Source organism: Amycolatopsis sp., assembly GCF_035546795.1.
Lineage (GTDB): Bacteria > Actinomycetota > Actinomycetes > Mycobacteriales > Pseudonocardiaceae > Amycolatopsis_E.
The window spans coordinates 19,455-44,957 of record NZ_DASZWC010000020.1 but is presented as its reverse complement, the minus strand read 5'-3'; the positions used below and the strand labels follow the sequence as shown (position 1 = coordinate 44,957).

Sequence of the window (25,503 nt, the reverse complement as noted above, 5' to 3'; positions counted from 1 at the left end):
GGATGATTCGTCGATACAGTCAAGGCTCGGCTCGCGGTGAACCAGCGGGCCGGGTAACGATTGGGACAAGACGGCCTGATTTGACTTTATCTTTGAATGATTCAATGATTACTCCGTGAGTATGACCAGGGAGGGGCCGCTCGGCAGGCACCGCACGATCCACGGCCGCGTGGTCGAGTGGATCGGCCGCCGGATCGTGTCCGGTGAGCTCCCCGACGGCAGCAGGCTGCCCAATGAGGCCGAGCTGGCCGCGCAGCTCAACGTGAGCCGCGGTGGCGTGCGCGAAGCGGTGAAAGCCTTGGCCGCCAAGGGTTTGGTGGAGCCGCGGCCGCGGCTGGGCACCCGGGTGCTGCCGCGTGAGCAATGGAACCTGATGGACCGCGAGGTCATCAACTGGCACGGTCAGCTGGCCAAGGCCGACTTCCTGAAGGACCTGCTGGAGCTGCGCCTGATGGTGGAGCCCGGCGCCGCGCAGCTGGCAGCCGAGCGCGCCACGGACGAACAGCTGGCCACGCTGGAGGACGCGTACGCGCGGATGGAACAGCACGCGCCGAACCTGCCCGAACAGGAGGAGGCGTTCGTGGACGCCGACCTCGCCTTCCATCTGACCCTGTTGCGGGCCAGCGGGAACCAGCTCATCGAGCAGCTCGGCCGGTTGCTGGAAACGAGTCTGTACCACGGTTTGGAGGCCAGTTCGCACGCGCCGGGCGGGGTTGCCGCCACGTTGCCGCTGCACCAGGCCGTGCTCGTCGCCGCGCGAGGCCGTCGTCCGGTCGCGGCCGGGCGGGCCATGAAGCGCCTTATCGACACCACCGCGGAAGCGGTCCGGCAGATGGTCAGCTGAATGTCCACTGTGGATCAGGTGACCGAACCCGTTGCGGCGCATGGTGAAGGTCCGGTTTTCCATCCCGGTTGGCCTGGCTTGCGCTGGGTCGACATGCTCGCCGGGGACGTGCTGGAGCTCGCGGATTCCGGGCAGGTGCGGCGGAAGCACGTCGGCAAGGTCGCGGCGGCGCTGCGGCCCACCGCCGACGGGGGAGCGGTGCTGGCGCTGGAGCGCGGGTTCGCCCTCGCCGACGCGTCGCTGGAGGACGTCCGCCCGCTCGGCGAGCTGTGGTCCGACCCGGCGATCCGGATGAACGACGGCGGCTGCGACCCCGACGGCCGGTTCTACTGCGGCACGATGTCGTACGCGGAGAGGCCGGGCGCGGGCGCCCTCTACCGGCTCGACCCGGGCGGAGAGGTGACGACAGTGCTGTCGGACGTCACCATCTCCAACGGCCTGGCGTGGAGCCCGGCCGGGGAAAGCGCTTACTACATCGACACCCCGACCCACCGTGTCGACGTGTTCGACTACTCCACGGAGGCAGGCCTGCACAACCGGCGCCCGCTGCTCACCATCCCCGAGCAGGACGGCTCGCCCGACGGCATGACGGTCGACGCCGAGGGCAGGCTGTGGGTCGCGCTCTGGGGTGGCTCCGCCGTGCGCTGCTACCGCCCGGACGGTGTACTGGAGGAGCACGTGGAGTTGCCCGTCAGTCAGGTCACGGCCTGTACGTTCGGTGGCAGGCAGTTGGACGAGCTGTACATCACCACGTCACGCCAGGGTGTATCCGAAGGCGAGCAGCCCGAGGCCGGCGCCCTGTTCCGGTACCGGCCGGGCGTGCGGGGCCGCGCCGCCGCGGTCTACGGGGTTCAGTAACCTCCTACGTAGTTTCCCGGTCCCCGGAGCGGGGACCCGGCTGCGATTCTCTCCGCGAAACAGCTGTTCCGGTTTTCAGCAGGGAGAATCGTGAAGTTCGCTCCGCCTCTGGGCGCCTCGCTGGTGCGGGCCGCCACCTGGGGTCTTGTCGGTGGCCGTGGCCGTGTCACGCCGCTCGTCCCCGCCGCCGGTCCGTCCCGGTCGTGCCTGGTCCTTGCCGACGACGGTACAGAGCTGTATGCCGAGATTTCCGGGGATCCGGCCGCGCCGGTCACCTACGTGCTCTGCCACGGCTACGCGCTCACCAGCGCCTGCTGGTGTTATCAGCGCGCCGCGCTGGCCGCGAACGCCCGGGTCGTCACCTGGGATCAGCGCGGGCACGGCCGCTCCCGGCGCGGGCCTGCCGCGCACGCCACCATCGACCAGCTCGGCCGCGATCTGCTCGCCGTTCTCGAGCAGACGCGCACGGCCGGCCCGGTGGTGCTGGTGGGGCATTCCATGGGCGGTATGGGAATCATGGCGCTCGCAGGCCGGCGGCCGGACCTGTTCGGCGATCCGGTCACCGCCGTCGCGCTGCTCGGCACCAGCGCCGGTCCGGTCGCCAGTGATCCGTGGCTGGCGCTGGCGCACCGGCTCGGCCCGCCGGCGCTGGCCGGGTTGCGCAGGATCCCGGGCGTGCTCCGCGCGGCGCCGGTCCGGGAACTGGCGCATTCGCTCATTTCCCGGTATGCGTTCTCCGCGCAGGCACGTCCTGGGCTCGCCGATTTCGTGGTGGAAATGATCGAATCCGTCCCGCTGGAGGTGCTCGCCGATTTCCTGCCGAGTTTTCGTGAACACGACAAAAGGGCCGCGCTGGGTGCGCTCGGAAACGTCGGCTGCCTCGTGATGGCGGGTGCGGACGATACCGTGACTCCTTGGCGTGAAAGCGAAACAATCGCCGAAACGGTACCGTCCGCGCGGCTGGTGGTGCTGCCGTCCGCCGGTCATGCGTTTCCACTGGAACACCCGGGGAAAGTCAATGCCCAACTACGTGCGCTCGGTGGTGATTTCGCGCGATTGCGTTCGGCCTGAGCCGCCGCCCGGGAGCGCCCATTCCGGCCTACACTTTTGCCGTGCCCGAACCATTCGGCCAGGGTGGCAGGCTGCCGGCCGAGTTGACCAGTTTCGTCGGCCGCCGCCGCGAACTGGCCGAGACCAAACGCCTGCTCGGCGTGTCCCGGCTGGTCACCCTCACCGGAATGGGCGGGGTCGGCAAAACGCGGCTGGCGCTGCGCGCGGCTTCCGGGCTGCGGCGCGCCTTCCCCGACGGGGTGTGGTTCGTGCGGCTGGCCGAGCTGACGGACCCGGAGTTGCTGCCGCACACCATCGCCACCGAACTGGGCTTGCCGGACGGGCTGAGCGGGCACGTCGCGGAGCTCGCGGAGTACCTGGCGGACAAGCGGTTGCTGCTGCTGCTCGACAACTGCGAGCACGTCGTGGCCGCCACCGCGACGCTGGCGGCGAAACTTCTCTCGGCCACCCACGGGGTGCGGATCCTGGCCACCGGCAGGCAGCTCCTGCGCGCGGACGGCGAGCAGGTGCTGACGGTGCCGCCGCTTTCGGTGCCCGGTGGTGAGCGGCGTGCGCACAGCGAGTCGGTGGCGCTGTTCTCCGACCGGGCCGCCGCGGTGCTGCCCGGTTTCAGCCTGGACGACGAGAACCGGGAGACGGTGGCGCGGATCTGCCGTGGGCTGGACGGGATCCCGCTGGCCATCGAGCTGGCCGCGGCGCGGCTGCGGGTGTTGTCCCCGGAGCAGATCCTGCAGCGGCTCGACGATCGTTTTCACTTGCTCACCAACGGAAACCGCACCGCCGCGCCGAGGCAGCAGACCCTGCGGGCCACGTTCGACTGGAGCTTCGAGCTGTGCACCCCGGCCGAGCGGACGGTGTGGGCGGAGGTTTCGGTGCTGGCGGGCGGGTTCGGCCTGGACGCGGCGGAGGCGGTGTGCGCGGGCGGCGGGATAACCGTCACCGACGTGCTGGATCTGGTCGCCGGCATGGTGGACAAGTCGATTCTGCTGCGCCGCAACGGACCCTACGGCCGGATGGCGGGTTACCGGATGCTGGAGACCGTTCGCGAGTACGGGCAGCTGAAGCTCGCCGAATCGGGACGGGAGCACGAAGTCCGCGCGCGCCACGTCGCGTACTGGGTCGCGCTGGCGCGGCGGTTCCGCGCCGAATCCTTCGGCCCGCACCAGCTCGAGTGGGTCGAACGGCTCCGTCGCGAGCACGCGAGCGTCCGTGAGGCGCTGGAGTACTGCGTCACCGTCCCCGCGCACGTCGTTGACGCGACAGAGATCGCCGCCTCGTTGTGGAACTTCTGGTACGCGGGCGGTTTCGTGCTGGAGGGCAGGCATTGGCTGACTTCCGCGCTGGCGCTGGACACGGCGCGCACCCCGGCCCGTGGCAGGGCGCTGGCGGCGGGCGCGTTCATGGCGTTGCAGACCGGGGAACCGGAAGCGGCGGGCGACATGCTCTGTGAATTGCGCACGCTGGCCGAGGAGTTCGACGACGACCAGTTGCGGGCCGGCTGCGCACAGGATTCGGGGATGGCGTCGTTCTTCGCCGGGGATCTGGTGACGGGACGGGTGTTGCTGGAGGAAGCGCTCGGGGGTTTCCGCGCGGCCGGTGACCTGCAACAGGTGGTGAACACGCTGGTACTGCTCGCGGCCGTGACGTTCCTGCAGGAGGACGACGCGGGACTGGCCATGGCCGAGGACGCGCTCGGGCTGTGCGAGACACATCGGGCGGGCTGGTCGAAAACGTACGCACTGTGGGCGGTCGCGATCCACGAGTGGCGGCGCGGCGCGCATCGCCGGGCCGCCGTCCTGTTGCAGGACGCGATCGCGAGCCGCCCCGCCGACCGGAGTCAGCTGGCGTTCACGATCGGCGCGCTGGCGTGGTGCGCCGGATCGGCCGGGAAACATCAGCGTGCGGCCGGACTGCTCGGCGCGGCGCACGCGGTCTGGCGGGTCAGCGGACCGCGGGTCGCCGAAACCAGTCCGTACCAGGCGTTCGACGAGCTGTGCGCGGCGCAGGCCAGGCAGGCGCTGGGTACCCGCGCGTTCGCCAGGGCATTCGACGCGACCGCCGGGATCACCGCGGAAGAGGCGATTTCCGTTGCGCTGGCGCAGAAACCGGGCAAACCGCGGCCCGCGGCCGGTGGGCAGCACGGCCGTCCCGGCGGGCTGACCCGGCGTGAACGGGAGATCGCGGAGCTGGTCGCCGACGGCCTGAGCAACCGGGCGATCGCGGCCAGGCTGGTCATCGCCCAGCGCACCGCGGAGACCCATGTGGAGAACATCCTGGCGAAGCTGGGATTCACGTCGCGGGCGCAGATAGCCGCTTGGCTGGCGGAGCACCGCGCCGCCGGGGTGTGAGCGTTCCGGTCGGTGAAAATTACGCTCTGGCAAGTGAAGTACGTACCGGGATCGGTAGCTCTCCCGTCCCGCGACGGCTACGGGCGGCGCACCCTTGTCGCATACCCGAAGTCAGCCGGCCGGCTACCGTCCTCCCCCTCGGGAGCCGTCCGGTCGAGCGCGGCGGGCGTGCGCCCAGCCTGCCCGTGACGGCGTGCCCGCCGCGCTCATTCCACCCCGTGACACGAAGTTCACATCCGGGCGCCGCGGAATTCACAGGAAACTGTCAGAAAAGAGCGGGATGATGGCGTAGCAAGATCGGGTGAAAAATCGGGGGAGGCCTGCGTGCGCTTGAAGCCGCTCGCATACGGCGTGCTGGGCCTGGCCTCACTTCTGGTACTCGGAATCACCGGCTACGCGTGGAGCCAGGTGAGCCGGCTGCAGGGTCTGGCCAGCGCCGACGTCATCGAGCCCGCGGCACAGTTGCCCAGCACGGCCGGCTCCACCTATGTCCCGGAACAGAACATCCTCCTCGTCGGCCTCGACTCCCGGACCGACGCGCAGGGCAATCCGTTGCCACAGAACGTGCTCGACCAGTTGCACGCCGGTGACTCCAGTGACGGCGGCGACACCACCGACACGATGATCGTGCTGCACATCCCCGAGGGCGGCGGCGAGGCCACGGCCATCTCCATCCCGCGTGACTCCTACGTTCAGCTCGCCGGCGGCTACGGAAAGCACAAGATCAACGCGGCGTACTCCTACGGCCGCCAGGAGGCGTACAACAAACTCAGCGCGCAGGGCGTCACCGGCGCGGCACTGGAAAAGCAGGCCGCACAGGCCGGGGCGCGCACGGCGATCCAGACCGTCGAACAGTTCACCGGCCTGACCATCAACCACTACGCGGCGGTCAACCTGGTCGGGTTCTACTCGTTGAGCCTCGCCGTCGGCGGGGTGCCGGTCTGCCTCAAGAACCCGGTGCACGACAGCTATTCCGGCGCCGACTTCCCGGCGGGCGAGCAGACCGTTTCCGGCACGCAGGCGCTGGAGTTCGTCCGGCAGCGGCACGGCCTGCCCAACGGGGACCTCGACCGCATCGCCCGGCAGCAGGCGTTCCTCGCCAGCGCGGCGAAGGTCGTGCTCGGCGCGGGCACACTGGCGAACCCGGTGAAACTGGAGAAGCTGATCGAGGCCGTGCAGCAGTCGGTGACGCTGGACCAGGGCTGGGACGTGCTCGGGTTCGCGCAGCAGATGCGCGGGCTCAGCTCCGACGGGCTGACGTTCGCCACGATCCCGGTCCAGTCGCTGAGCCTGCCGACCCCGTACGACGGGGACGCGGTGAAGGTCGACCCGGGGCAGGTCCGCACGTTCATCCAGGGCCTGCTCGGCGAAGCCCCGGCGAGCACGAGTTCGGCGGCGCCGTCGGTCGCGGCCGCGGCGGCGACGAGCGGTGCGCCGCCGGCCACGTCGGCCTCGATCGTGCCCAGTGCCGCGAGCACGGACCTCAGCGGCTGCGTCAACTGACGGCGGATATTCACCAACCTACTTTTGCCGGGTTTCGGTACCGGGCTCCCGCGAGTGACACTCGGACCGTGGTCGCGCGACCTGGTCCCTGCACTCGAACGAAGTGAGCGATCGAATGAAGCGAACGAACCTGGTGAAGTCCATCGGGGTGGCCGGACTGGCCGCCGGTGCCGCGATGGCGGTCTGCTTGACGCCCTCTGCCGCCGCGGCGCCGCTGGCGTCCCAGCCGGTACTGAACGCGATGCAGCGAGACTTCGGGCTCACCGCCCAGCAGGTGCGGACCCGGCTGGCGCAGGAGAGCGCCGCGACCTCGGTGGCACCCGCCGCCCAATCCGCGGCCGGTGCCGGTTTCGGTGGCGCCTGGTACGACGCCGCGACGGGCAAGCTGGTCGTCGCGGTCACCGACGCCGCGCGCACCGCGGCCGTGCAGGCCACCGGCGCCGACGTCGTCAACGTGGCGCACACGCAGGCCGCGCTCGACGCGGCGAAGTCGGCCATCGACAACTACGCCGGGCAGGCCGCGCCCGAGGACGTCACCGGCTGGTATGTCGACGAGAAGGCCAACTCCGTCGTCGTCACCGTCAAGCAGGGTGCCGCGGACGCGAACGTGCAGAAGTTCCTCGACTTCGCCAAGGCGGCGGGCCCGGTGCGGGTCGACTCGGTCACCACCGCGCCGCGCCTCTACGCCGGGAACATCATCGGCGGTGACGCCTACTACATCAACGACGCCGCCCGCTGTTCGGTCGGATTCTCGGTCAGCGGCGGGTTCGTCTCGGCCGGGCACTGCGGCAGCGCCGGCGACACGGTCACCGGTGCGGACGACTCGGCGATGGGCACGTTCCAGGCGTCTTCCTTCCCGGGCAACGACTATTCCTACGTCAAGACCAACTCCAGCTGGACCCCGACGTCCACTGTGGACGGTTACGGCAACGGTGACGTGACGGTCACCGGCTCCACCGCGGCGGGCGTCGGCGCGTCGGTCTGCCGCTCCGGGTCCACCTCGGGCTGGCACTGCGGCACCATCGAGGCGACCAACCAGACCGTCAACTACTCGGAGGGCACCGTCTCCGGGCTGACCCAGACGAACGCCTGCGCGGAGCCGGGCGACTCGGGCGGCTCGTGGGTCAGCGGCAGCCAGGCACAGGGCGTCACCTCGGGTGGCTCCGGTGACTGCACCAGCGGCGGGGAGACCTTCTTCCAGCCGGTCAACGAGATCCTCTCGGCCTACGGCCTGTCGCTGGTCACCGGCTGACCGGACGCACGCTGAACAGGGCACTCCGGCGCGGGAGTGCCCTGTTTCATGCTTTTCACGCTGTCGCGGGCACCCACACGCGCTCGAGCGCGGCCGCGCGGGCGCGGCGGCGGAGGCCGGCGAAGCTGTGTTTCGCGGGCACGAGCAGCGCGGTCAGCCAGGTGCGCCGGTACTCCTCCAGCGCGAGTGCCACCGGGCGATGCAGGACGCAATGCACCAGCCCCGGTGTGCCGAGACGGTGCCTCCCGGGCTTGCTCGCTGACATCGTTCCTCCGTGTGGGCGACTTTCCGCCGCGCACGCTACGCAATGGGGGACGCGATACGAAGCAACGGGCCCGGCGTGTCACCCGTATTACCGATCCGACCAAAAGCAGGCGGATACGGTCCGCAGCCGACATGCTGGTAGCAACCCGTTTCCGCCGTGACTGTGGTCGGGTTGGTAACGAACGGCACAGTGGTTCGATCACGACCAGCGAAGACCCCGTTCCGTGTCCGGCAGTCACGGGCACCTGATTGAATGCGGGCATGCTGCGCGTGGGGCTCACCGGAGGTATCGGGGCGGGTAAGTCGACGGTCGCCAGGCGGCTGGCCGAGCACGGGGCCGTGGTGGTCGATTCGGACCGGCTGGCCCGCGAGGTCGTGGAGCCGGGCACCGAGGGCCTGGCCGCGCTGGTCGAGGCGTTCGGCGGGGAAATCCTCGCCGAGGACGGTTCGCTGGACCGGCCCGCGCTCGCCGCGAAGGCCTTCCGCGACGAGGAGTCCCGGCAGTTGCTCAACAGCATCACCCACCCGCGGATCGGCGCGCGCACGGCCGAACTCGTCGCGCAGGTGCCCGCCGACGGGATCCTCGTGCACGACGTCCCGCTGCTGGTCGAGGCCGGCTACACGGCCAACTACCACGTGGTCGTCGTGGTGCACGCGCCCGAGGAAACGCGGGTGAAGCGGCTGATCGAACTGCGCGGAATGACCGAACAGGACGCCCGCGCCCGCATCGCCACCCAGGCCACCGAGGAACAGCGCCGCGCCGCCGCCGACATCTGGCTCGACAACGGCGGTACCGAGGACATCGTGCTGGCCGAAGTGGACCGTCTGTGGGCCGACCGGCTGGTGCCCTTCGAGGCCAACATCCGGTTGCGCCGCCCGCGTCCGCCGGCAGGCCCGGTGATCTCGCCGTACGACGAAACCTGGCCGGCGCAGGCCGAACGCGCGCTCGCCCGGATCCGCCAGGTGGTGGAAGAGCGCGCCGAGCGGGCCGACCACATCGGCTCCACCGCCGTCGTGGGGTTGCCGGCCAAGGACATTCTCGACCTGCAGGTGACAGTGTCCACTTTGGAGGATGCGGACGCGTTCGCCGGGGAACTGTCCGACGCCGGGTTCGTCCGCGCTTCGGGCGATTGGTGGGATTTCCCGCAGGACGGCGGGGAAAACTGGCCCAAACGCTTCCACTACGGCGCCGACCCGGGCCGCCCGGTGAACCTGCACGTGCGCTCGCGGGAGACCCCGGCCTGGCGGCTCGCACTGTTGTTCCGGGACTGGCTGCGGCAGAACCCCGCGGAGCTGGCGGCCTACGCGGAGGTCAAGCGCGCACTGGCGAAGGAGCTCGACGGAGACCCCACCATCGACGCGTACGCGACCAGGAAACAAGCCTGGGTCGACGCCGCGTTCGCACGTGCGGAAGCCTGGGCCGCCGCGACTTCCTGGACCCCGTAGGCGCGTTGGCCGGAAGCGGTCGCCGGGTTCCCGCCGGGCGTGGTGAGGTGGCATGCTCGCGGGCATGTCGTCCCGGCGTGGTTGGGTGTTGCTCGGTGTCGCGGTGGTGGCCGTGTTCTTCGTGGTGGCGGGCGTGGGAAACCTGTTCACCCGGACCGTTTCGGGGCGAGCGTGCCGTGGTGACGCCGTGATCACCGTGCGAGGGGTACCCCCGGTGGGCTTGGACGGCGTGCGCCGGCTCGAGGGGGTGCTCACGATCACGGTCCCGACTTCGGATCCCCAGGAAATCCGGGTCACCGTCGTGGACACCGCCGCGGCGCAGCGGGTGCTCGCCACCCTGCCCCCGGCGCTCGCGAACAGCGCCAAGGTCGAGGCCTTCCCCTGTTGAAACCCAGCTACAGGCGGCAGAGGATCTCGCCGTGCAGGACAGTGAACCAGCCGTCCCGGGCCGAGGCCCATTCCCGCCAGCCGGCCGAGATCCGCTCCAGGTCCGCGCGTGTCGCGTAGCCGTACGAAACCGCCTGTCCGGCGATCGCCGAGTCCAGGATGCGGTCGGCCCACATCCCGCCCCACCATTCGCGCTCGGCGGGCGTCGCGTAGCACCACACCGAGGCGTTCGGGACGACCTCGCTGAACCCCGCCTGCCGGGCCCACGACAACAGGCGCCGCCCGGCGTCCGGTTCGCCGCCGTTGTGCCGGGCGATACGCCGGTACAACGCGAGCCACTCGTCGAGCGCGGGAACCTCGGGGTACCAGGTCATCGCCGCGTAGTCGGCGTCGCGGGCGGCGACCACACCGTCTGGTTTGCCCACCCGCCGCATCTCGCGCAGCGCCTGCACCGGGTCGTGCACATGCTGCAGCACCTGGTGCGCGTGGACCACGTCGAAGCGGTCGGCGGGGAACTCCAGCGCGTGCACATCGGCCGTCTCGAACCGGATGTTCCGGATGTTCCGCTCGTTCGCGGTGCGATCGGCCAGCGCCAGTGCCGATGCCTCCGGCTCGACCGCCGTCACCTCGCCGGGCGCCACCAGCTCCGCCAGGTCCGCGGTGATCGTGCCCGGGCCGCACCCCACGTCCAGCAGCGACTGGCCCGTTTTCAGCTGCGGCACCAGGTATGCGGCGGAGTTCTCCGCGGTCCGGACACTGTGCGAGCGAAGCACCGCCTCGTGGTGCCCGTGCGTGTAGATCGGCATGTCCCGACGTTAGAGCAAACCCCGGACGGCCGGTGTCAGTGCCGCCGCCAGGACAGCTCGATGTCCATTGTGGACAGCCAGTCGTGCACCTTGTGCCCGTGCGCGGCCAGTCCGTCCACGGTGCGGTAGGTGATTTCCAGCGCCCGGCGGGCGTCGGCGGGGCTGAGCAGCCCGGCCGACTGTGCGGCCAGCAGCTCGTCGGTGTCGAGCACCTCCACCCCGCGGCCCTCCCGGACCACGAGGTCGAGGTAGAGATCGGTGGAGCGCCAGCGGTCGCCGTCCACCTCGACGTCCACCACGTCGAGGTAGAAGTCCTGGTCGCGCTCGTTGCCCGGGGTGAACCAGAAGTCGCTCAGCCGCAGGCCGAGCCCGGGCAGCAGCCAGGATTCGAGGTAGTGGAAGTTCGGCCTGCCGGGGGTGGGACGCGCGAGGTAGAGGCCGAACGGTTCGACCCGGTACTCTTCGACCTCGCGGACGACACCCTTGGGATCGACGTTCGTCCGGTTCGCCACGTCGAAAATCTCGATTTTCGGCGGGTGGATCCTCTCCGCGTGATCTGCCATACACGCCATCTTCGCGGGTTTACAGGACCAATACGAGTGTCACGGCGATATGGTGATCAGGTGCTGGAGGAAGCGGTCGTCGGTGAGCAGGTCGCCCGCCTTGCCACGGGGCTCAGCGGGCAGATCGACGAACTGACCGCTGATCTCGTCGCCCTCTACGCGCGCGAGCTGCCGCACCTGGTGCACGACGACGAGAGCGTCGTGAGCCTGCTTTCGGCCAGCCTGTACCAGAACATCGACACCGCGCTGCGGATTTTCCAGCACGGCATCGATCCGGCGCGTGTCGAGGCGCCCGCGGCCGCGATGGAGTACGCGCGGCGGCTGGCGCAGCGCGGCACCCCGGTCATCGACCTCATCCGTGCCTACTACCTCGGCCAGACCGCGATCCTCAACCACGCGCTGCACGAGGCCACCCTGCAGGCCTACGACCGCGAACTGCTCGGCGCGATGATGAGCCGCGCGCTGACCGTCACGTTCGAATTCATCGACCGGGTCACCCAGCAGGTCGTGTCCGCCTACCAGGAGGAGCGCGACCGCTGGCTGCTGAACCGCAGCGCGGTGCGCGCCGCGAGGGTGCGCGCGCTGCTGTCCGGCGGTAGCACCGAGGTCGACGCCTCCGAACAGGCGCTGGGCCACCGGCTGCGCGGCAGCCAGCTCGCCGCGATCGTGTGGTTCTCCGCCGAACCCGAGCAGGGCAACACGCTGGGCGCACTGGAAACGGTGGCGACGGAGATCGGCGAGACCCTGCCCACCACGGGTCCGCCGCTCGTCGTGCCCTACGACGCGCTGTGCGCCTGGGTCTGGTTCCCGCTGGAGCGGCCCGTGCTGCCGGAAGAGGACCACCTGCGCAAGGTGCTCGGCCACACCGACCCCAAGGTCCGGCTGGTCGTGGGTGATCCGGGGGAGGGCATCGAAGGGTTCCGCCGCAGCCACCGGCAGGCCGTGCGGGTACACGGGCTGGCCACGGCGGCGGGGGAGGACTGCGACCGCGTGCTGACCTTCCGCGACGTGGGCGCGCTGTCGCTGATGACCTCCGACATGGCCGCCGCCCGCAGCTGGGTCGTGGACACGCTCGGCGCCCTGGCCGCCGACGACGAGCAGCACCAGCGCATGCGCGAGACGCTGCGGGTGTTCCTGGAGACCGGCGGCAGCTACACAGCAGCCGCCGCGCGCCTGGTGATGCACAAGAATTCGGTGCAGTATCGGGTGCGTAGGGCGGAGGAGGCGTTGGGGCGGCCGGTGGGTGAGCATCGGTTGGATGTGGAGTTGGCGTTGAAGTTGTGTCGGCGTTTGGGTTCGGCGGTGTTGGTGGGGGAGTGACCGCATCAGCCGGGGTCGCGCTGCGCCGCGATTAGTCGCGGCGCATTAACCCGTTCGGTGGATCCGGGGTTTCCCGATTTTCGCGCTGTGCTGGATTTAGGGGGCCAGAGACCCCGGTCAGGAGCGTTTTTCGGTCTTTCGCACCAGTCGGTCGAGTGATCATTGGGCCATTGGCACGAAGCGTTCGCGATTATTCCGGTTTAGGCTTCCGGGCATGGGGAACGTCATCCACGCCGAGCCGACCGAAGTGGTCGCGGTCGTCCGCCTGCGTCGCGGTGTGGCGGGCGAGTGCAAACGGGTCTCGCACCTCGTGCCGATCCCGGACAGCGGCCCCATCCCCGAGTACCTGACCGCGTTCTGCGGCGAACTCATCATCCCCGGTGACGCCGAGGTGCTGGACCGGATCTGCGGGATGCCCTGCGAGGCCTGCCTCACCCGCTCGGCGCGTCGCGCGCACCGCCGGCTGCACTGAACTCCCGCGAACCGAGCAGCGCCGCATCAAAAATTGTCGGTGGGTACTCGTACCCTGGAGTCGTGGCTTTCGCAACCGAACACCCCGTGCTCGCCCAGTCCGAGTTCCGCCCGGTCTCCGACATCCCTCGCAGCGGCGGCCGGTTCGAGGTCGTCAGCGAGTACAAACCCGCCGGTGACCAGCCCGCGGCCATCGACGAGCTGGAGCGCCGGATCAACGCCGGCGAGAAGGACGTCGTACTGCTGGGCGCCACCGGCACCGGTAAATCGGCCACCACGGCCTGGCTGATCGAGCGGGTCCAGCGGCCGACGCTGGTGATGGCGCCGAACAAGACCCTGGCCGCCCAGCTGGCCAACGAGCTGCGCGAACTGTTCCCGCACAACGCGGTCGAGTACTTCGTCAGCTATTACGATTATTACCAGCCCGAGGCGTACATCGCGCAGACCGACACCTACATCGAGAAGGACTCGTCGATCAACGACGACGTCGAGCGGCTGCGGCACTCCGCCACGATGAACCTGCTCTCCCGCCGTGACGTGATCGTGGTGGCGTCGGTGTCCTGCATCTACGGCCTGGGCACCCCGCAGTCCTACCTCGACAGGTCGACGAAGCTCGAGATCGGCGGCCAGGTCGACCGGGACGTGTTCCTGCGCGCGCTGGTCGACGTGCAGTACACGCGCAACGACATCGCCTTCGCCCGCGGCACCTTCCGCGTCCGGGGGGACACGGTGGAGATCATCCCGGCGTACGAGGAGCTGGCGATCCGGGTCGAGTTCTTCGGCGACGAGATCGACAAGCTGTACTACCTGCACCCGCTGACCGGCGACATCGTCCGCGAGGTCGACGAAGTGCGGATCTTCCCGGCCACCCACTACGTCGCCGGGCCGGAGCGGATGGAGAAGGCGATCCGCGGCATCGAGGCCGAGCTCGAGGAGCGGCTCGCGGACCTGGAGAAGCAGGGCAAGCTGCTGGAGGCGCAGCGGCTGCGCATGCGCACCGCCTACGACATCGAGATGATGCGCCAGGTCGGCTTCTGCTCCGGCATCGAGAACTACTCACGCCACATCGACGGCCGCCCGGCCGGCTCCGCGCCCGCCACCCTGATCGATTACTTCCCGGACGACTTCCTGCTGGTGATCGACGAGTCGCACCAGACGGTGCCGCAGATCGGCGGGATGTACGAGGGCGACATGTCCCGCAAGCGGAACCTGGTCGAATACGGGTTCCGGCTGCCGAGCGCGACGGACAACCGGCCGCTGACCTGGGAGGAGTTCTCGGAGCGGATCGGGCAGACGGTGTACCTCTCGGCCACGCCCGGCCCGTACGAGATGGGGCAGGCCGGCGGCGAGTTCGTCGAACAGGTCATCCGGCCGACGGGCCTGGTCGACCCGCAGGTGGTCGTGAAGCCGACGGAGGGCCAGATCGACGACCTGGTGCACGAGATCCGCGAGCGGGCCGACAAGGACGAGCGGGTGCTGGTCACCACGCTGACCAAGAAGATGGCCGAGGACCTCACGGACTACCTGCTGGAGCTGGGGATCCGGGTCCGCTACCTGCACTCCGAAGTGGACACGCTGCGGCGGGTGGAGCTGCTGCGGCAGCTGCGTTCCGGCGATTTCGACGTGCTGGTCGGCATCAACCTGCTGCGCGAGGGCCTGGACCTGCCCGAGGTTTCGCTGGTCGCGATCCTCGACGCGGACAAGGAGGGCTTCCTGCGCAGCGGTACCTCGCTGATCCAGACGATCGGGCGTGCGGCGCGGAACGTCTCCGGTGAGGTCCACATGTACGCGGACAAGATCACCGACTCGATGCAGTACGCCATCGACGAGACCAACCGCAGGCGCGCCAAGCAGGTCGCCTACAACGAGGAGCGCGGGCTCGACCCGCAGCCGCTGCGCAAGAAGATCGCCGACATCCTCGACCGGGTCTACACCGAGGCCGAGGACTCCGAACGGGAGGTCGAGGTCGGCGGTTCGGGCCGCAACTCCTCGCGCGGCAAGAAGCCCGAGCAGGGCGGCGGTGGCCGTAGTTCCGGGGTGCTGGTGGACCGCAACGTCTCCACCATGCCGCGGGCCGAGCTGGCGGACCTCATCCAGTCCATGACGGACCAGATGATGCAGGCCGCGCGTGATCTGCAGTTCGAGCTGGCGGCCCGGCTGCGGGACGAGATCGCGGACCTGAAGAAGGAACTGCGCGGAATGGACGCGGCCGGCGTGAAGTAGCGGCCCACGCACTGGGCGAGTCACGCGGCCGAGGTGCCGTCCCTGGGCGGGGTCTCGCGCGCGAGGTCGATGTCCGGGCCCCGGTAGCGCTCCTCGGGGATGCGCGCGAGCGTGGACTCCCGCACCCGCGGTCCGAGGCCGTACAGCTGCTGGAAGCTCATGATCAGCGGCCGCCAGGCATCCGGGTCCACGTGGTTTTCCTTGCCCGCCAAGCGGATCTCCTCGTGCACGAACACGCGCTGCACCCGGGTCTCGATGGCCAGGATGCTGCTCGACGGGCCGGAGCCCACCCCGGCCGCCCGCACCGTCGCCCCCACCGGGAGCGTCTGTTCGAGCACCACTTCCATCGCCACCGGGCATTCCGCGACCCGCGGTGCCGCGACGGTTTCCGAGTCCACCGGGGTCAGTCCCGCGCGGTCGAACTTGTCCGCGACGTGGAAGTACCCGCGTTCCCGCTTTCGCGGCGGCACGGGATCGGTGCCGGTGGTGAGGGCGAGCCGGTCCACTTCGGGCGCGAGTGCGTCCGACGGCAGGTTCAGCACGGCTTCGCCGGTGCGCAACAGGTTCCGCGTCGTCTGCGAGGAACGCCCGATGCCGAGCACCGCCCGCCAGCCGAGCCAGAACACCGACGAGATCGGCGCCAGGTTCGCGGTGCCGTCCTCGTTCCGGGTCGACACCAGGACCACCGGCGTGCCGAAGTACAGGATTCCGGGCTCGATAGCGGTGTGCGTAAGGGTTTCCCTGGTCATGCACCCCACCTTGCCCAGCGCGCGGGCCCGGTGCTGGCGGGAATCAGCCGGTGTTCTCCATGAGCCCGAAGATGTTGCCCTCGGTGTCCTTGCAGTAGGCGAGCCAGCCGATGCGCGGGATCGACGTCTTCGGCACCACCACCGCGCCGCCGGCCTGCTGCACCCGGCGGGTCAGCCTGTCGAGGTCGCTGACTTCGACGGTGATCGGGAAGGCGTTCACCGGCGCGTCGTCCACCGGCGGTGGCCCTTGCCGGGGCACCAGTCCGCCGTCGATCCCGGGGCCGTCCCCGGTGCTGATCAGCCAGTACGGATTCTCGCCCCACCGTTCGAAGGACCAGTCGAAAACGGTGGTGTAGAAGGTGATCGCGCGCTCGGGTTCGGTCGCGTGGATCTCGAAGTGGACCGGGCGAGGCATCGGCGCCTCCTGGGGCGCGGGGGGACGAAGATCTGCCGAATCCTACGCCGTCCGGCCCGGTTCAGCGGCGTTCGAGCACCCGCCGCACGTATTCGGAGATCGACGCGAGCGTTTCCGGTGAGCTCCACATCTGTTCCACCGGACCGTCGCCGGCCGCGCGCTGTTCGCCGATGCGCTCGTCGAACGGCCGGTGCAGCTGGGCCTTCGTGTGTGCGAACGCTTCCTCCGGTGCCGCCGCGAGCTCCAGCGCCAGTTCGGTGCCCCGGGACACCACGGCGTCCGGCGCGGCCAGCTCGTGCACGAGGCCCTTCGAAAGCGCGTCCGGGGCCGCGTACGTGCGAGCCGAGAGCGTCAGCTCCGAGAGCAGCGGATTCCCGTAGGCGCAGCGCAGCACCTCGATCGCCACGAGCGGGAACGGCACCCCGACCGCCAGCTCGGTCAGCCCGAACCGGCCGGCGCCCGACGCCATCACCCGCCTGTCGCACGCCGCCGCCAGCACCGCGCCGCCCGCGATCGCGTGCCCGCTGACCGCGGCCACCGTCGGGCCCGGAAACCCGAACACCGCAAGGAAAGCGTCCGACAGCGCGGGCAGGAACCTACGGACGTACGCCGCCCCGCCGTCGCGGATCCGCCGCAGGTCCACCCCGGCCGAGAACACCCCGTCCCGCCCCGTCAGCACCAGCGCGCGCTGCCCGGCGAGCGCGGCTTCGTCCACCTTGGCCGTCAGCTCGCGGCACAGTTCGGTGTCCAGCGCGTTGGCCTTGCCGTGCTCCAGGTGCAGCACGGCGACGGGCCCCGTCTTCTCGATCCGGATCGAAGTCACGCCCGGATTCTATTTCAGCTGGTGATGTCCTTGGTCGAAAACCGGCGAGCGGCGAGCAGCGTGAGCACGGTGGCGTAGGCGACCGAGGAGAGCACCCCCGCGGCCATGTTCGTCCAGTCGATGTCGTTGGCGATGAGGTCCATCCACGCGTAGGCGTAGTGCGTCGGCAGGTAGTCACGCAGCCCGCCGAGCGCGGTGATCTGGTCGAGGATCTGCGACAGGATCGCGGCCAGCACGGTCCCGCCGACGGCGCCCAGCGGGGCGTCGGTGGACACGCTCAGCAGCAGCGCCAGCCCGGCCACCCACGCCAGCTGCAGCACGATGTACACGATGGACAGCGCGATCACGATCAGGCTGCGGCCGAACGGGATCGCGTCGCCGGTCGGGCTGATCGCGTCCCCGGCGCCGTACCAGATGAGGCCCACCACCAGCGAGATCAGCGGCAGCAGCACCAGCGCGAGTATCGACAGCAGCCCGGAGGCAATGGCCTTCTGCCGCAGCACCCGGTGCCGGGGCACCGGGATCGCGAGCAGGTATTTCAGGCTCGACCACGACGCTTCGCTGGCGATGGTGTCACCGAAGAACAGCGCGACGATCGTGGGCAGCAGGAACCCGCCGGCCACGAACAGCGCGAGCACCACGAAGTTCGGCGCGCTCGCGGTGGCCAGGTCGACGAATCCGCCGGAGCGCCGGTTCGGGCTGGACTGCCCGATCTCGAACGCCACCACCAGGATGAACGGCAGCAGCACGACGAACCCGAGCACCAGCTGGGTGCGCCGGCGCCGCAGCTGACGGCGCAGCTCCACGCTCAGCCGCAGCGTCCGGCCCGCGCGGTAGCCCGCGACGGCGCCGTCCGTCCCCACCTCGGCGTGCTCGCGTCCGGCCACTTCGGTCAGTTCGTCCAGCGCCGCCGGGTCGGTGTGCACCCCGGCGTCGACGGCCCTGTGGTCCGCTTCGCTCATCCGTCCTCACCCACCAAGCGCAGGAACGCGTCTTCCAGCCGGCGCCGGGGCCCGGCCTGCTCCACGGCCACCCCCGCGCGCACCAGCGCCGCGACGGCCTCGGCGCGGGGCATCCCGTCGAGGTCGGCGTGCACCAGATCGCCTTCGACGTCCACAGTGGACACTCCGTCGAACGAGCGCAGCGCGTCGGCGGCCGCCTCGGCGTCGTCCACCCGGAACGTCGCCTCGCCACCGGCCGCGGCGATGTCGGCCACCAGGCCCGACGCCACCAGCGCGCCCCGGTGCATCACCACGACGTGCGAACAGGTCTGCTCGACCTCGGCCAGCAAATGGCTCGACACCACCACTGTCCGGCCGGTCGCGGCGTAACGCTGCAGCACCTCGCGCATCTGGTGGATCTGGGGCGGGTCGAGCCCGTTGGTGGGTTCGTCGAGCACGAGCAGCTCCGGCAGGCCGAGCATCGCCTGCGCGATCGCCAGCCGCTGCCGCATCCCCTGGCTGTACGTGCGCACCTTGCGGTGTACCGCGTCGCCGAGCCCGGCGATCTCCAGCGCCTCGGTGAAATGCGCCTTCCCGGCCGGCCGTCCGGTGGCGTCCCAGTACAGCCGCAGGTTCGACTCGCCGGACAGATGCGGCAGGAAGCCGGAACCCTCCACAAAGGACCCGATCCGGGAAAGCACCGGCGCCCCGGCGGAAACCCGGTGCCCGAACACCTTGATCTCGCCCTCGGTCGGCGTGATCAGGCCCATCAGCATCCGCAGTGTGGTCGTTTTGCCCGCGCCGTTCGGGCCGAGCAGGCCGAGCACCTGTCCCGGTTCGACGCGGAAGGACAGGTTGCGCACCGCGGTCAGCCCGCCGGGGTAGGACTTGGTGAGCCCTTCGATCACGAGCGGGACCGTGGCCAGGTCCGGATCGGCGCGATGCGCGCGGCGCCTCCGCAGCGCGGCGACGACGGCGACCAGCAGCGCCGCCACCAGGATCCCGGCGATGCCGAGGAGGTTGCCGATAGGCCAGCCCGCCCCGACCGCGGTCCCGGGGACGACCGGCACGGCCAGGTCGCTCGCGAGCGAAATCTCGTACGCCGCAGGGGAAACCGGCGTTGCGAAGGACTGGTCGGTGGTGGTCACGACGAGCTGCAGCGCATGCCCGGACTCGATCGGCCGCACCACGCCGGGCAGTGTCACCGACACCTCGGCCGTGCCGCCGGTCAGCGCGACCCGGATCGGCGAGACGTTGTTCGCGGGCAGGGTGCGGGTGCCGTCCGGGTTGAGGTCGTACAGCTTGACGAACAGCACCGCCTCCGGCGCTGTGCCCGAAACTCGCAGCCGCACGGTGGACGAGCCCGCGACGAGCAGCTGCGAGTCCACCGGCCGCGAGGTGAAGCTCGCCGACTGGCCCGGCGGGTCGATCCCGAACAGCCCCGTCACCCGCGAAGACCCGGCCAGCCCGTTCAGCCCGGGGATTCCGCTGACCGCGGCCGGCACCCCGCCGGGCGGGTTGACGACCGTCTGCTCCTTGCCGGTGAGCGCGAATATGTCGCGCTGGGTCTGGCCGCCTTCGACGCCGGGATAGGCCGGGGCGTTCTGGATCCGCACCGACGGCGAGCCCGAAGCGCGCAGCGAACCCTGGACGTCGTAGGAGAAACCGGTGACCGGGTTGCGGCCTTCGCCGGTGAGCTGGAACCACAGCCAGTCGGCGATCTTCGCCCGCAGGCTCGGCCCCGGCTGCCCGCCGTCGTGGCCGCCCGCATACCAGATCTGCTGCACCTTGCCGCCCGCCGCGGTGATCTGGCGGGCGTTCGCATCGGACTGGTCGAGCCCGAACAGCGTGTCGTTCTCGCCCTGCACGAGCAGGGTCGGCACGGTGATCTTGTTCGTCACGGAGGCGGGGGAGACCCGCTCCAGCAGCGCGACCGTCTGTGGGCTCGCCTTCCCCGTGGTGGCGAGTTCGGTATAGGCCTGGCAGATCTCGGCGGTGAACCGGCCGCACACGCTGCCGGTGGACGGCGGCTGCTGCGCCACCGCGCCCGCGGTGGACGACGAGCCGCCCTGGCCGGTGCCGCCGGAGCCGCTGTCGTCGCTCTGCTGCCCCGGTTCGGGGGCATCCGTGCTCAGCCCGCCCGAGGACGTGCCGGACCCGGCGGAGAACAGGATCCCCGCCCAGGACCGTTTGAACACCCCGTCCGGGCTGAACGCGCCGGCGGCCGGGGTCGCCGCGGTGACCGGTGTCGTGCTCGCGGCGTTCGGGACGAGGCCCTGCGCGAGGTCGTTGTAGGTGATCGCGGGTGAGATCGCGTCGACTCGTTTGTCTTGTCCCGCAAGCAGAAGCGCCAGCGCGCCGCCGTAGGACGCGCCCGCGACCGCGACGCGCGGGTCGTCCGGCCCGTCCTTCGAGACCTGCGGCAGCGTGGCGAGATAGTCGACGAGATGCGACGCGTCGGCCACTTCGTGATCGGGATCGTTGAGCCCGATCTGGCCGGTGCTGTGCCCGAACCCGCGCGCGGACCAGGCCAGCACGACGAACCCGCGCCGCGCCAGCTCCTGCGCCTGGCTGGAGACGCTGTCCTTGGTGCCGCCGAACCCGTGGGGCAGCAGGACGGCCGGGGCCGGGGTGGCCGCGGGGAAGTACACGGTCGTGTCCAGCTGGACCTGCTCGGCGGAGCCGGGCGCGGCGGGCACGGAGAGTGTCTGGTCGCGGTGCGCGACCGGGGTGGCGTCGTCGCCGGAGCGGGCCCAGACGACGGCCGCCGCGGCCAGGATGACCACGACGAGCCCCGCGGTCAGCCAGCGGCTTCGGCGGGTGTGCGGAAACGGGATTCGGGGCACCCCATGACCGTAGGTGAAGTTTCCTGAGAACCGATCGTCGTCCCCCTGCTCACCGGTGATAAGGGTAACCTAAGCTGGCGCTTCGTCCGTTTATCCGCGATGATGAATGACGACGTGGAGGGGAGTATTCCTTCGCGGCGGTGTCGTCAGCACGGTGATCCTGCGGGATCCCCGGCACCGTCGGCCGGTGCGAACCGGCGGAAGAGACCTCCGGCTAGCTGCTGTGCGCGCTAACCGGAGGTATTGCGTAAATGAACGTCCCCGTGTGGCTGTGGGTCGCGACGATCGCCGGCCTGCTCGTCCTCATCGCGATCGATCTCGTGATCGTCGATCGCAAGCCGCATGAGGTGACCACGAAGGAAGCGGCCAAATGGGTCGCGTTCTACGTGTCCTGTGCCGTGCTCTTCGGCGCGGGAGTGTGGTTCTTCGCCGGGCACGAGCCCGGTGTCGAGTTCTTCACCGGCTACATCACCGAGTACTCGCTCTCGGTGGACAACCTGTTCATCTTCATGGTCATCATGGCCTCGTTCAAGGTGCCGCTGATCCACCAGCACCGGGTGCTGCTGATCGGGATACTGCTGGCGCTGGCGATGCGCAGCGTGTTCATCGCGGTGGGCGCGGCGCTGATCGCGCAGTTCGTCTGGGTGTTCTTCGTCTTCGGCGCGGTGCTGGTGTGGACCGCGATCAACATGTTGCGCGGCAACGACGAAGACGAGGAGTACCACGAGAACGCGGTGACCCGCTGGATGCGCAAGATCTACCCGGTCTCCGACGCCTACGACGGGCACAAGATGTTCGTCAAGCGCGAGGGCCGCCGCCATATGACCCCGATGTTCCTGGTGATCGTGGCGATCGGCAGCGCCGACCTGCTCTTCGCGGTCGACTCGATCCCGGCGATCTTCGGCATCACCCAGGAGGCCTTCCTGGTGTTCGCCGCCAACGCGTTCGCCCTGATGGGCCTGCGGCAGCTGTTCTTCCTGCTGGGCGGCCTGGTGAACAAGCTGGTGTACCTGTCCTACGGGCTGGCGGTGATCCTCGGCTTCATCGGCGCGAAGCTGGTGCTGCACGCGCTGCACGAGTACCACGTGGCGCCGGACTGGCTGGACATCAACAACTGGATCTCGCTCGGCGTCATCGTCGTGGTGCTGACCGTGACCACGCTGGCGAGCCTGGCGAAATCGAAGCGGGACACGGCGGCGGCCCGTTCCTGACCGAGTGAACGCACGAGTAGGTTCAACTTTCATGCGTCCCTCGGACATCGAATTCCTCGCCGTTCCCGGCAGGCCGGCCCTGCACGGGGACCTGCTGCTGGCCGCGGTGTCGAGCCCGCACCCGGGCGAAAACACCTACCACGGCGCGCTCTGGCGCGTCGGGTCCACCGGTCAGGACCGGTGGACCCACCACGACTACGACAGCTCGCCGGTCATCTCGCCCGACGGCGCCCAGGTCGCCTTCCTGCGCGCGGAGGGTCCGAAAGCGCGGCCACAGTTGCACGTCATGCCCACCGGCGGTGGTGAGGCACGCGCGCTCACCGACCTGCCGCTCGGCGCCGGAGTGCCGGTGTGGGCCCCCGATTCGCGGCGGATCGCTTTCACCGCACGGATTCCCGAGCCCGGCCGGTACGGCGCACCGGGGCCGGACGGGGAGCCGGTGGAGCCGGTGGCGGAGGCGCCGCGGCGGATCACCAGGTTCGACTACCGCCTCGACGCCATCGGATTCCTCGGCGACCGCCGTGAGCGGCTTTTCGTGGTGGACAGCGCGGATCCCGTGGACGAGCCGGTCCCGCTGACCGACGGCGAGGTCGACGTCTCGGCCCCGGCCTGGACCCCGGACGGCGAGACGCTGCTGTTCGTGGCGCCGCGGGACTGGGGTGCCTCGGGGACGAAGGAGTTCGACATCTACTCGGTGCCGGCCGCCGGTGGCGCGCCGGTGCTGGCCGTGCGCTCGGCCGGCAGCGTCGACAACCTTTCGGTCTCCGACGGCACGATCTGGTTCATCGGCAGCGAGTTCGAATGGCCGCGCAGTGAAGCGTGCAACCCCGGCCTGTGGTCGGCGCCGCTGGACGGCGGCTCGCCGCCGGCCCGGCTGACCGACGACGAGACCGTGTACTGCCTGGCCGGCGCCGGGGAGCCCGCGCCGTTCGGCGACGGCATCCTCGTCGCGGTGCTGAACCGCGGCGCGGTCGAGCTGCGGACGGTGCCGCGTGACGCGAAGTCCGCTTCGCTGGAGGAGCTTCCGCTGGTGGCGGGGCAGCGCGCGGCGGTTCGATCCTTCACTGTGGACGGTGACAGGGTCGCGGCGGTGATCGCGGACCAGCGCGGCAGCGGCGAGGTCGTCCTGCTCTCCGGTCGCACCGAGCAGGTACTGACCGACTGGTCGAAGCCGTTGCGGGACAAGGGAATCCGCGAGGCCGAAGAGCTGACGGCCACCGCGCCGGACGGGTACCCGGTGCACGGCTGGCTCGTCCGCCCGGAGGGCGAAGGCCCGCATCCGGTGCTGCTCGTGGTGCACGGCGGGCCGTTCGCGGCCTACGACTGGGGCCTGTTCGACGAGGCGCAGGTGTACGCGGCGGCGGGATACGCCGTGGTGCTGCCGAACCCGCGCGGCTCGGCGGGCTACGGGCAGAGCCACGGCAAGGCGATCTCGCGCGCGCTGGGCACGGTCGACGTCGACGATGTGCTGGCGCTGCTGGATTCCGCGCTCGAACAGCCCGGGCTCGATTCCTCGCGGGTCGGCGTGATGGGCGGGTCCTACGGCGGGTTCATGACCACCTGGCTGGCCGCGCACCACGGTGAACGGTTCCGCGCCGCGTGGAGCGAGCGCGCGGTCAACGCGTGGGATTCGATGCAGGGCAGCTCCGACATCGGCTGGTCCTTCGTGGACGCGTATGTCGGCGGTGACCTGGAGGAGCAGCTCAGGCGGAGCCCGCTGACGTACGCGGACAAGATCCGGATTCCGTTCCTGGTCATGCATTCCGAGCAGGATTGGCGCTGCCCGCTGGAGCAGGGGCAGCGGCTGTACGTCGCGCTCAAGCGCAACGGGGTGGAGGCGGAGATGCTGCTGTTCCCCGGCGAGGGCCACGAGCTGAGCCGCTCGGGCAGGCCACGGCACCGGATCCAGCGCTTCGAGGCCGTGCTCGACTGGTGGCAACGCCACCTGTAGCCGAATTTCCCTTGCCCCGCCGTGCCATCATCGCGGTATGGGCTGGCAGGTACGGAGGGCCGGGGAGGCCGACGCGGCCCGGGTCGCGGAGATCGACATCGACGGCTGGGAGGCGGCGTATCGCGGCCTCATCCCGGACGCGTTCCTGGATGAGCTGCGGTACGACGTGTACACCGACCGCTGGGCCCGGATCCTGCGCGAGCGAACCGATCCGGGCGCGATGTTCCTTGCCCTGGACGACAAAGGCGAGATCCGCGCCTGCTCGCTCGTGCACACCCTGCGCGACGTGGCGGACGGAAATCCGTCGCGGCCGACCGGTGAACTGCTCGCGATCTACGCCGATCCCGGCCGGCTGGGCACCGGCGCCGGTTTCGCCGTGTCTCAGGCCGGGATGGAACACCTTGCGGCACAAGGGTTCCGACACGCGGTACCGTGGGTGCTGATGCCAACGATCGCGCCCGCCGCTTTTACGACGCGCGGCTGGTCCGGCGACGAGGGTGACGAAGCCGGTCGGCATCGGCGGCGCCGGGGAGATCCGTTGTTCGCGCCCGCTTCAGTTCAGCAGGACGTAGTTCAGTTCCTCGCAGACCCGCCCGAGCGGGATGTCCAGCCCCGGGTGGTCCAGCGGCAGCAGTACGTCCGGCTCGGCGGGCAGTGCCGTGCCGGCGGGGGGATCCCACAGGCACAGCGCGGGATCTCCACCGTCCATAGAGGACCGGTACCAAAGCCCGTCCAGGTCGCCGAAGGCCGAGCGGATGGCGCGCGCCCATGCCTGCGTGATCTTCTTGGGACCGCTGGAGATCTCCTGCGACGCCCCGACCCTCGTCGGCCACAGCCCGGACAGGTCCAGCAGCCGTAGCGTGCGCGTCGGGCGGACCACGACCAGCCGCGGGCCGCGGGTCTGCCGGTCCACAATGGACGAAGTCTGGAACACCTCGGCCACGCTGGTGCGCACCGAGAGCCCGAAGTACACCACGCCATTGCCGCTGTCGGTCGCCGGCGCTCCCCCTTTGCCGGGGCGCTGCGGGTCGAACCGGCCGTGCGGGAGCGGGCCGGTGTAGCGGAAGGAATCCCAGCGCTGAGGATGATTCCCGTGCGCGGTGAAGATCCGGACCAGCCTGGTGGCGGGGTGCACCGCGACGATGTCCTCAGGGTGCAGCTCGTCGACCAGGACAGCGCGCGCCGGCGGCAGGGGGAGCCGTGCCATTTGC

The 25,503-nt window shown here is 70.2% G+C and carries 22 protein-coding genes and 1 pseudogene; 14 read left to right on the top strand and 9 right to left on the bottom strand.

Annotated features, from left to right (window positions below; all coding sequences use genetic code 11):
• Positions 1 to 121: 121 nt before the first annotated feature.
• The 6 genes from VHD82_RS13750 to VHD82_RS13725 all read left to right on the top strand — a co-directional run bounded on the left by VHD82_RS13750 (position 122) and on the right by VHD82_RS13725 (position 7,876).
• Positions 122 to 844 carry a FadR/GntR family transcriptional regulator gene (locus VHD82_RS13750; protein ID WP_325702609.1) on the top strand — a complete coding sequence of 241 codons (723 nt, stop codon included), beginning with the start codon at positions 122 to 124 and terminating at the stop codon, positions 842 to 844.
• Entirely contained in the window at positions 845 to 1,702 is an 858-nt protein-coding gene (locus VHD82_RS13745) for an SMP-30/gluconolactonase/LRE family protein (RefSeq protein ID WP_325702261.1), read from the top strand.
• A 90-nt stretch (positions 1,703 to 1,792) separates the two neighbouring features.
• Positions 1,793 to 2,773, top strand: coding sequence for an alpha/beta hydrolase (locus VHD82_RS13740; RefSeq protein ID WP_325702258.1), 981 nt, complete (start codon positions 1,793 to 1,795; stop codon positions 2,771 to 2,773).
• Between the two features lie 41 nt (positions 2,774 to 2,814).
• Positions 2,815 to 5,121 carry an ATP-binding protein gene (locus tag VHD82_RS13735; protein ID WP_325702255.1) on the top strand — a complete coding sequence of 769 codons (2,307 nt, stop codon included), beginning with the start codon at positions 2,815 to 2,817 and terminating at the stop codon, positions 5,119 to 5,121.
• Positions 5,122 to 5,445: 324 nt separating this feature from the next.
• Positions 5,446 to 6,624, top strand: a complete 1,179-nt coding sequence (locus VHD82_RS13730; RefSeq protein WP_325702252.1) for an LCP family protein — start codon at positions 5,446 to 5,448, stop codon at positions 6,622 to 6,624.
• 115 nt (positions 6,625 to 6,739) lie between these two features.
• The gene (locus VHD82_RS13725) at positions 6,740 to 7,876 is read left to right on the top strand and encodes a S1 family peptidase (RefSeq protein WP_325702249.1); all 1,137 of its coding nucleotides are present in this window, start codon (positions 6,740 to 6,742) and stop codon (positions 7,874 to 7,876) included.
• A gap of 55 nt (positions 7,877 to 7,931) precedes the next feature.
• Here the strand turns inward: VHD82_RS13725 and VHD82_RS13720 are convergent, their stop codons facing one another.
• On the bottom strand, positions 7,932 to 8,141 hold the full coding sequence (locus VHD82_RS13720; RefSeq protein ID WP_325702246.1) for a hypothetical protein: 210 nt from the start codon (positions 8,139 to 8,141) through the stop codon (positions 7,932 to 7,934).
• Positions 8,142 to 8,401: 260 nt separating this feature from the next.
• On the opposite strand from VHD82_RS13720, the gene coaE reads away from it, so the two are divergent.
• Together coaE and VHD82_RS13710 are read left to right on the top strand one after the other, a co-directional pair.
• Positions 8,402 to 9,586: a dephospho-CoA kinase gene (gene coaE / locus VHD82_RS13715; RefSeq protein WP_325702243.1), complete on the top strand. Its 1,185-nt coding sequence runs from the start codon at positions 8,402 to 8,404 to the stop codon at positions 9,584 to 9,586.
• A 52-nt stretch (positions 9,587 to 9,638) separates the two neighbouring features.
• Positions 9,639 to 9,974, top strand: coding sequence for a hypothetical protein (locus tag VHD82_RS13710; RefSeq protein WP_325702240.1), 336 nt, complete (start codon positions 9,639 to 9,641; stop codon positions 9,972 to 9,974).
• Positions 9,975 to 9,981: 7 nt separating this feature from the next.
• On the opposite strand, the gene VHD82_RS13705 is transcribed toward VHD82_RS13710, so the two are convergent.
• Positions 9,982 to 10,779: a methyltransferase domain-containing protein gene (locus VHD82_RS13705; protein WP_325702237.1), complete on the bottom strand. Its 798-nt coding sequence runs from the start codon at positions 10,777 to 10,779 to the stop codon at positions 9,982 to 9,984.
• Between the two features lie 35 nt (positions 10,780 to 10,814).
• A complete protein-coding gene (locus VHD82_RS13700; protein ID WP_325702234.1) occupies positions 10,815 to 11,342 on the bottom strand; it encodes a DUF402 domain-containing protein in 528 nt (175 codons plus the stop codon).
• 60 nt (positions 11,343 to 11,402) lie between these two features.
• On the opposite strand from VHD82_RS13700, the gene VHD82_RS13695 reads away from it, so the two are divergent.
• The 3 genes from VHD82_RS13695 (at position 11,403) to uvrB (ending at position 15,356) form a co-directional block, all read left to right on the top strand.
• Positions 11,403 to 12,662, top strand: a complete 1,260-nt coding sequence (locus VHD82_RS13695; protein ID WP_325702231.1) for a PucR family transcriptional regulator — start codon at positions 11,403 to 11,405, stop codon at positions 12,660 to 12,662.
• A gap of 214 nt (positions 12,663 to 12,876) precedes the next feature.
• On the top strand, positions 12,877 to 13,134 hold the full coding sequence (locus VHD82_RS13690) for a hypothetical protein (RefSeq protein WP_325702227.1): 258 nt from the start codon (positions 12,877 to 12,879) through the stop codon (positions 13,132 to 13,134).
• Between the two features lie 62 nt (positions 13,135 to 13,196).
• The gene (gene uvrB / locus VHD82_RS13685) at positions 13,197 to 15,356 is read left to right on the top strand and encodes an excinuclease ABC subunit UvrB (RefSeq protein ID WP_325702224.1); all 2,160 of its coding nucleotides are present in this window, start codon (positions 13,197 to 13,199) and stop codon (positions 15,354 to 15,356) included.
• A 20-nt stretch (positions 15,357 to 15,376) separates the two neighbouring features.
• Here uvrB and VHD82_RS13680 read toward each other — a convergent pair whose 3' ends face one another.
• From VHD82_RS13680 to VHD82_RS13660, 5 genes are all read right to left on the bottom strand, one after another.
• Positions 15,377 to 16,105 (bottom strand): flavin reductase family protein, encoded by a 729-nt coding sequence (locus tag VHD82_RS13680; RefSeq protein WP_325702221.1) that lies wholly within the window; start codon positions 16,103 to 16,105, stop codon positions 15,377 to 15,379.
• A 43-nt stretch (positions 16,106 to 16,148) separates the two neighbouring features.
• Positions 16,149 to 16,520 (bottom strand): VOC family protein, encoded by a 372-nt coding sequence (locus VHD82_RS13675; RefSeq protein WP_325702218.1) that lies wholly within the window; start codon positions 16,518 to 16,520, stop codon positions 16,149 to 16,151.
• Positions 16,521 to 16,581: 61 nt separating this feature from the next.
• Positions 16,582 to 17,343, bottom strand: coding sequence for an enoyl-CoA hydratase/isomerase family protein (locus VHD82_RS13670; RefSeq protein WP_325702215.1), 762 nt, complete (start codon positions 17,341 to 17,343; stop codon positions 16,582 to 16,584).
• Between the two features lie 14 nt (positions 17,344 to 17,357).
• Entirely contained in the window at positions 17,358 to 18,305 is a 948-nt protein-coding gene (locus tag VHD82_RS13665; RefSeq protein ID WP_325702212.1) for an ABC transporter permease, read from the bottom strand.
• A complete protein-coding gene (locus tag VHD82_RS13660; RefSeq protein ID WP_325702209.1) occupies positions 18,302 to 21,130 on the bottom strand; it encodes an alpha/beta fold hydrolase in 2,829 nt (942 codons plus the stop codon). The genes VHD82_RS13665 and VHD82_RS13660 overlap by 4 nt, the downstream gene beginning before the upstream one ends.
• A 251-nt stretch (positions 21,131 to 21,381) precedes the next feature.
• Here VHD82_RS13660 and VHD82_RS13655 point away from each other — a divergent pair, with 251 nt between their 5' ends.
• From VHD82_RS13655 to VHD82_RS36800, 3 genes and pseudogenes are all read left to right on the top strand, one after another.
• Positions 21,382 to 22,341 carry a TerC family protein gene (locus VHD82_RS13655; RefSeq protein WP_325702206.1) on the top strand — a complete coding sequence of 320 codons (960 nt, stop codon included), beginning with the start codon at positions 21,382 to 21,384 and terminating at the stop codon, positions 22,339 to 22,341.
• Positions 22,342 to 22,372: 31 nt separating this feature from the next.
• The gene (locus tag VHD82_RS13650) at positions 22,373 to 24,292 is read left to right on the top strand and encodes a S9 family peptidase (protein WP_325702203.1); all 1,920 of its coding nucleotides are present in this window, start codon (positions 22,373 to 22,375) and stop codon (positions 24,290 to 24,292) included.
• A 37-nt stretch (positions 24,293 to 24,329) separates the two neighbouring features.
• Positions 24,330 to 24,716 (top strand): annotated as a pseudogene (locus VHD82_RS36800) (GNAT family N-acetyltransferase); the annotation flags it as partial.
• A gap of 129 nt (positions 24,717 to 24,845) precedes the next feature.
• Here VHD82_RS36800 and VHD82_RS13645 read toward each other — a convergent pair.
• Positions 24,846 to 25,499 (bottom strand): RES family NAD+ phosphorylase, encoded by a 654-nt coding sequence (locus tag VHD82_RS13645; protein ID WP_325702201.1) that lies wholly within the window; start codon positions 25,497 to 25,499, stop codon positions 24,846 to 24,848.
• Positions 25,500 to 25,503: the final 4 nt, after the last annotated feature.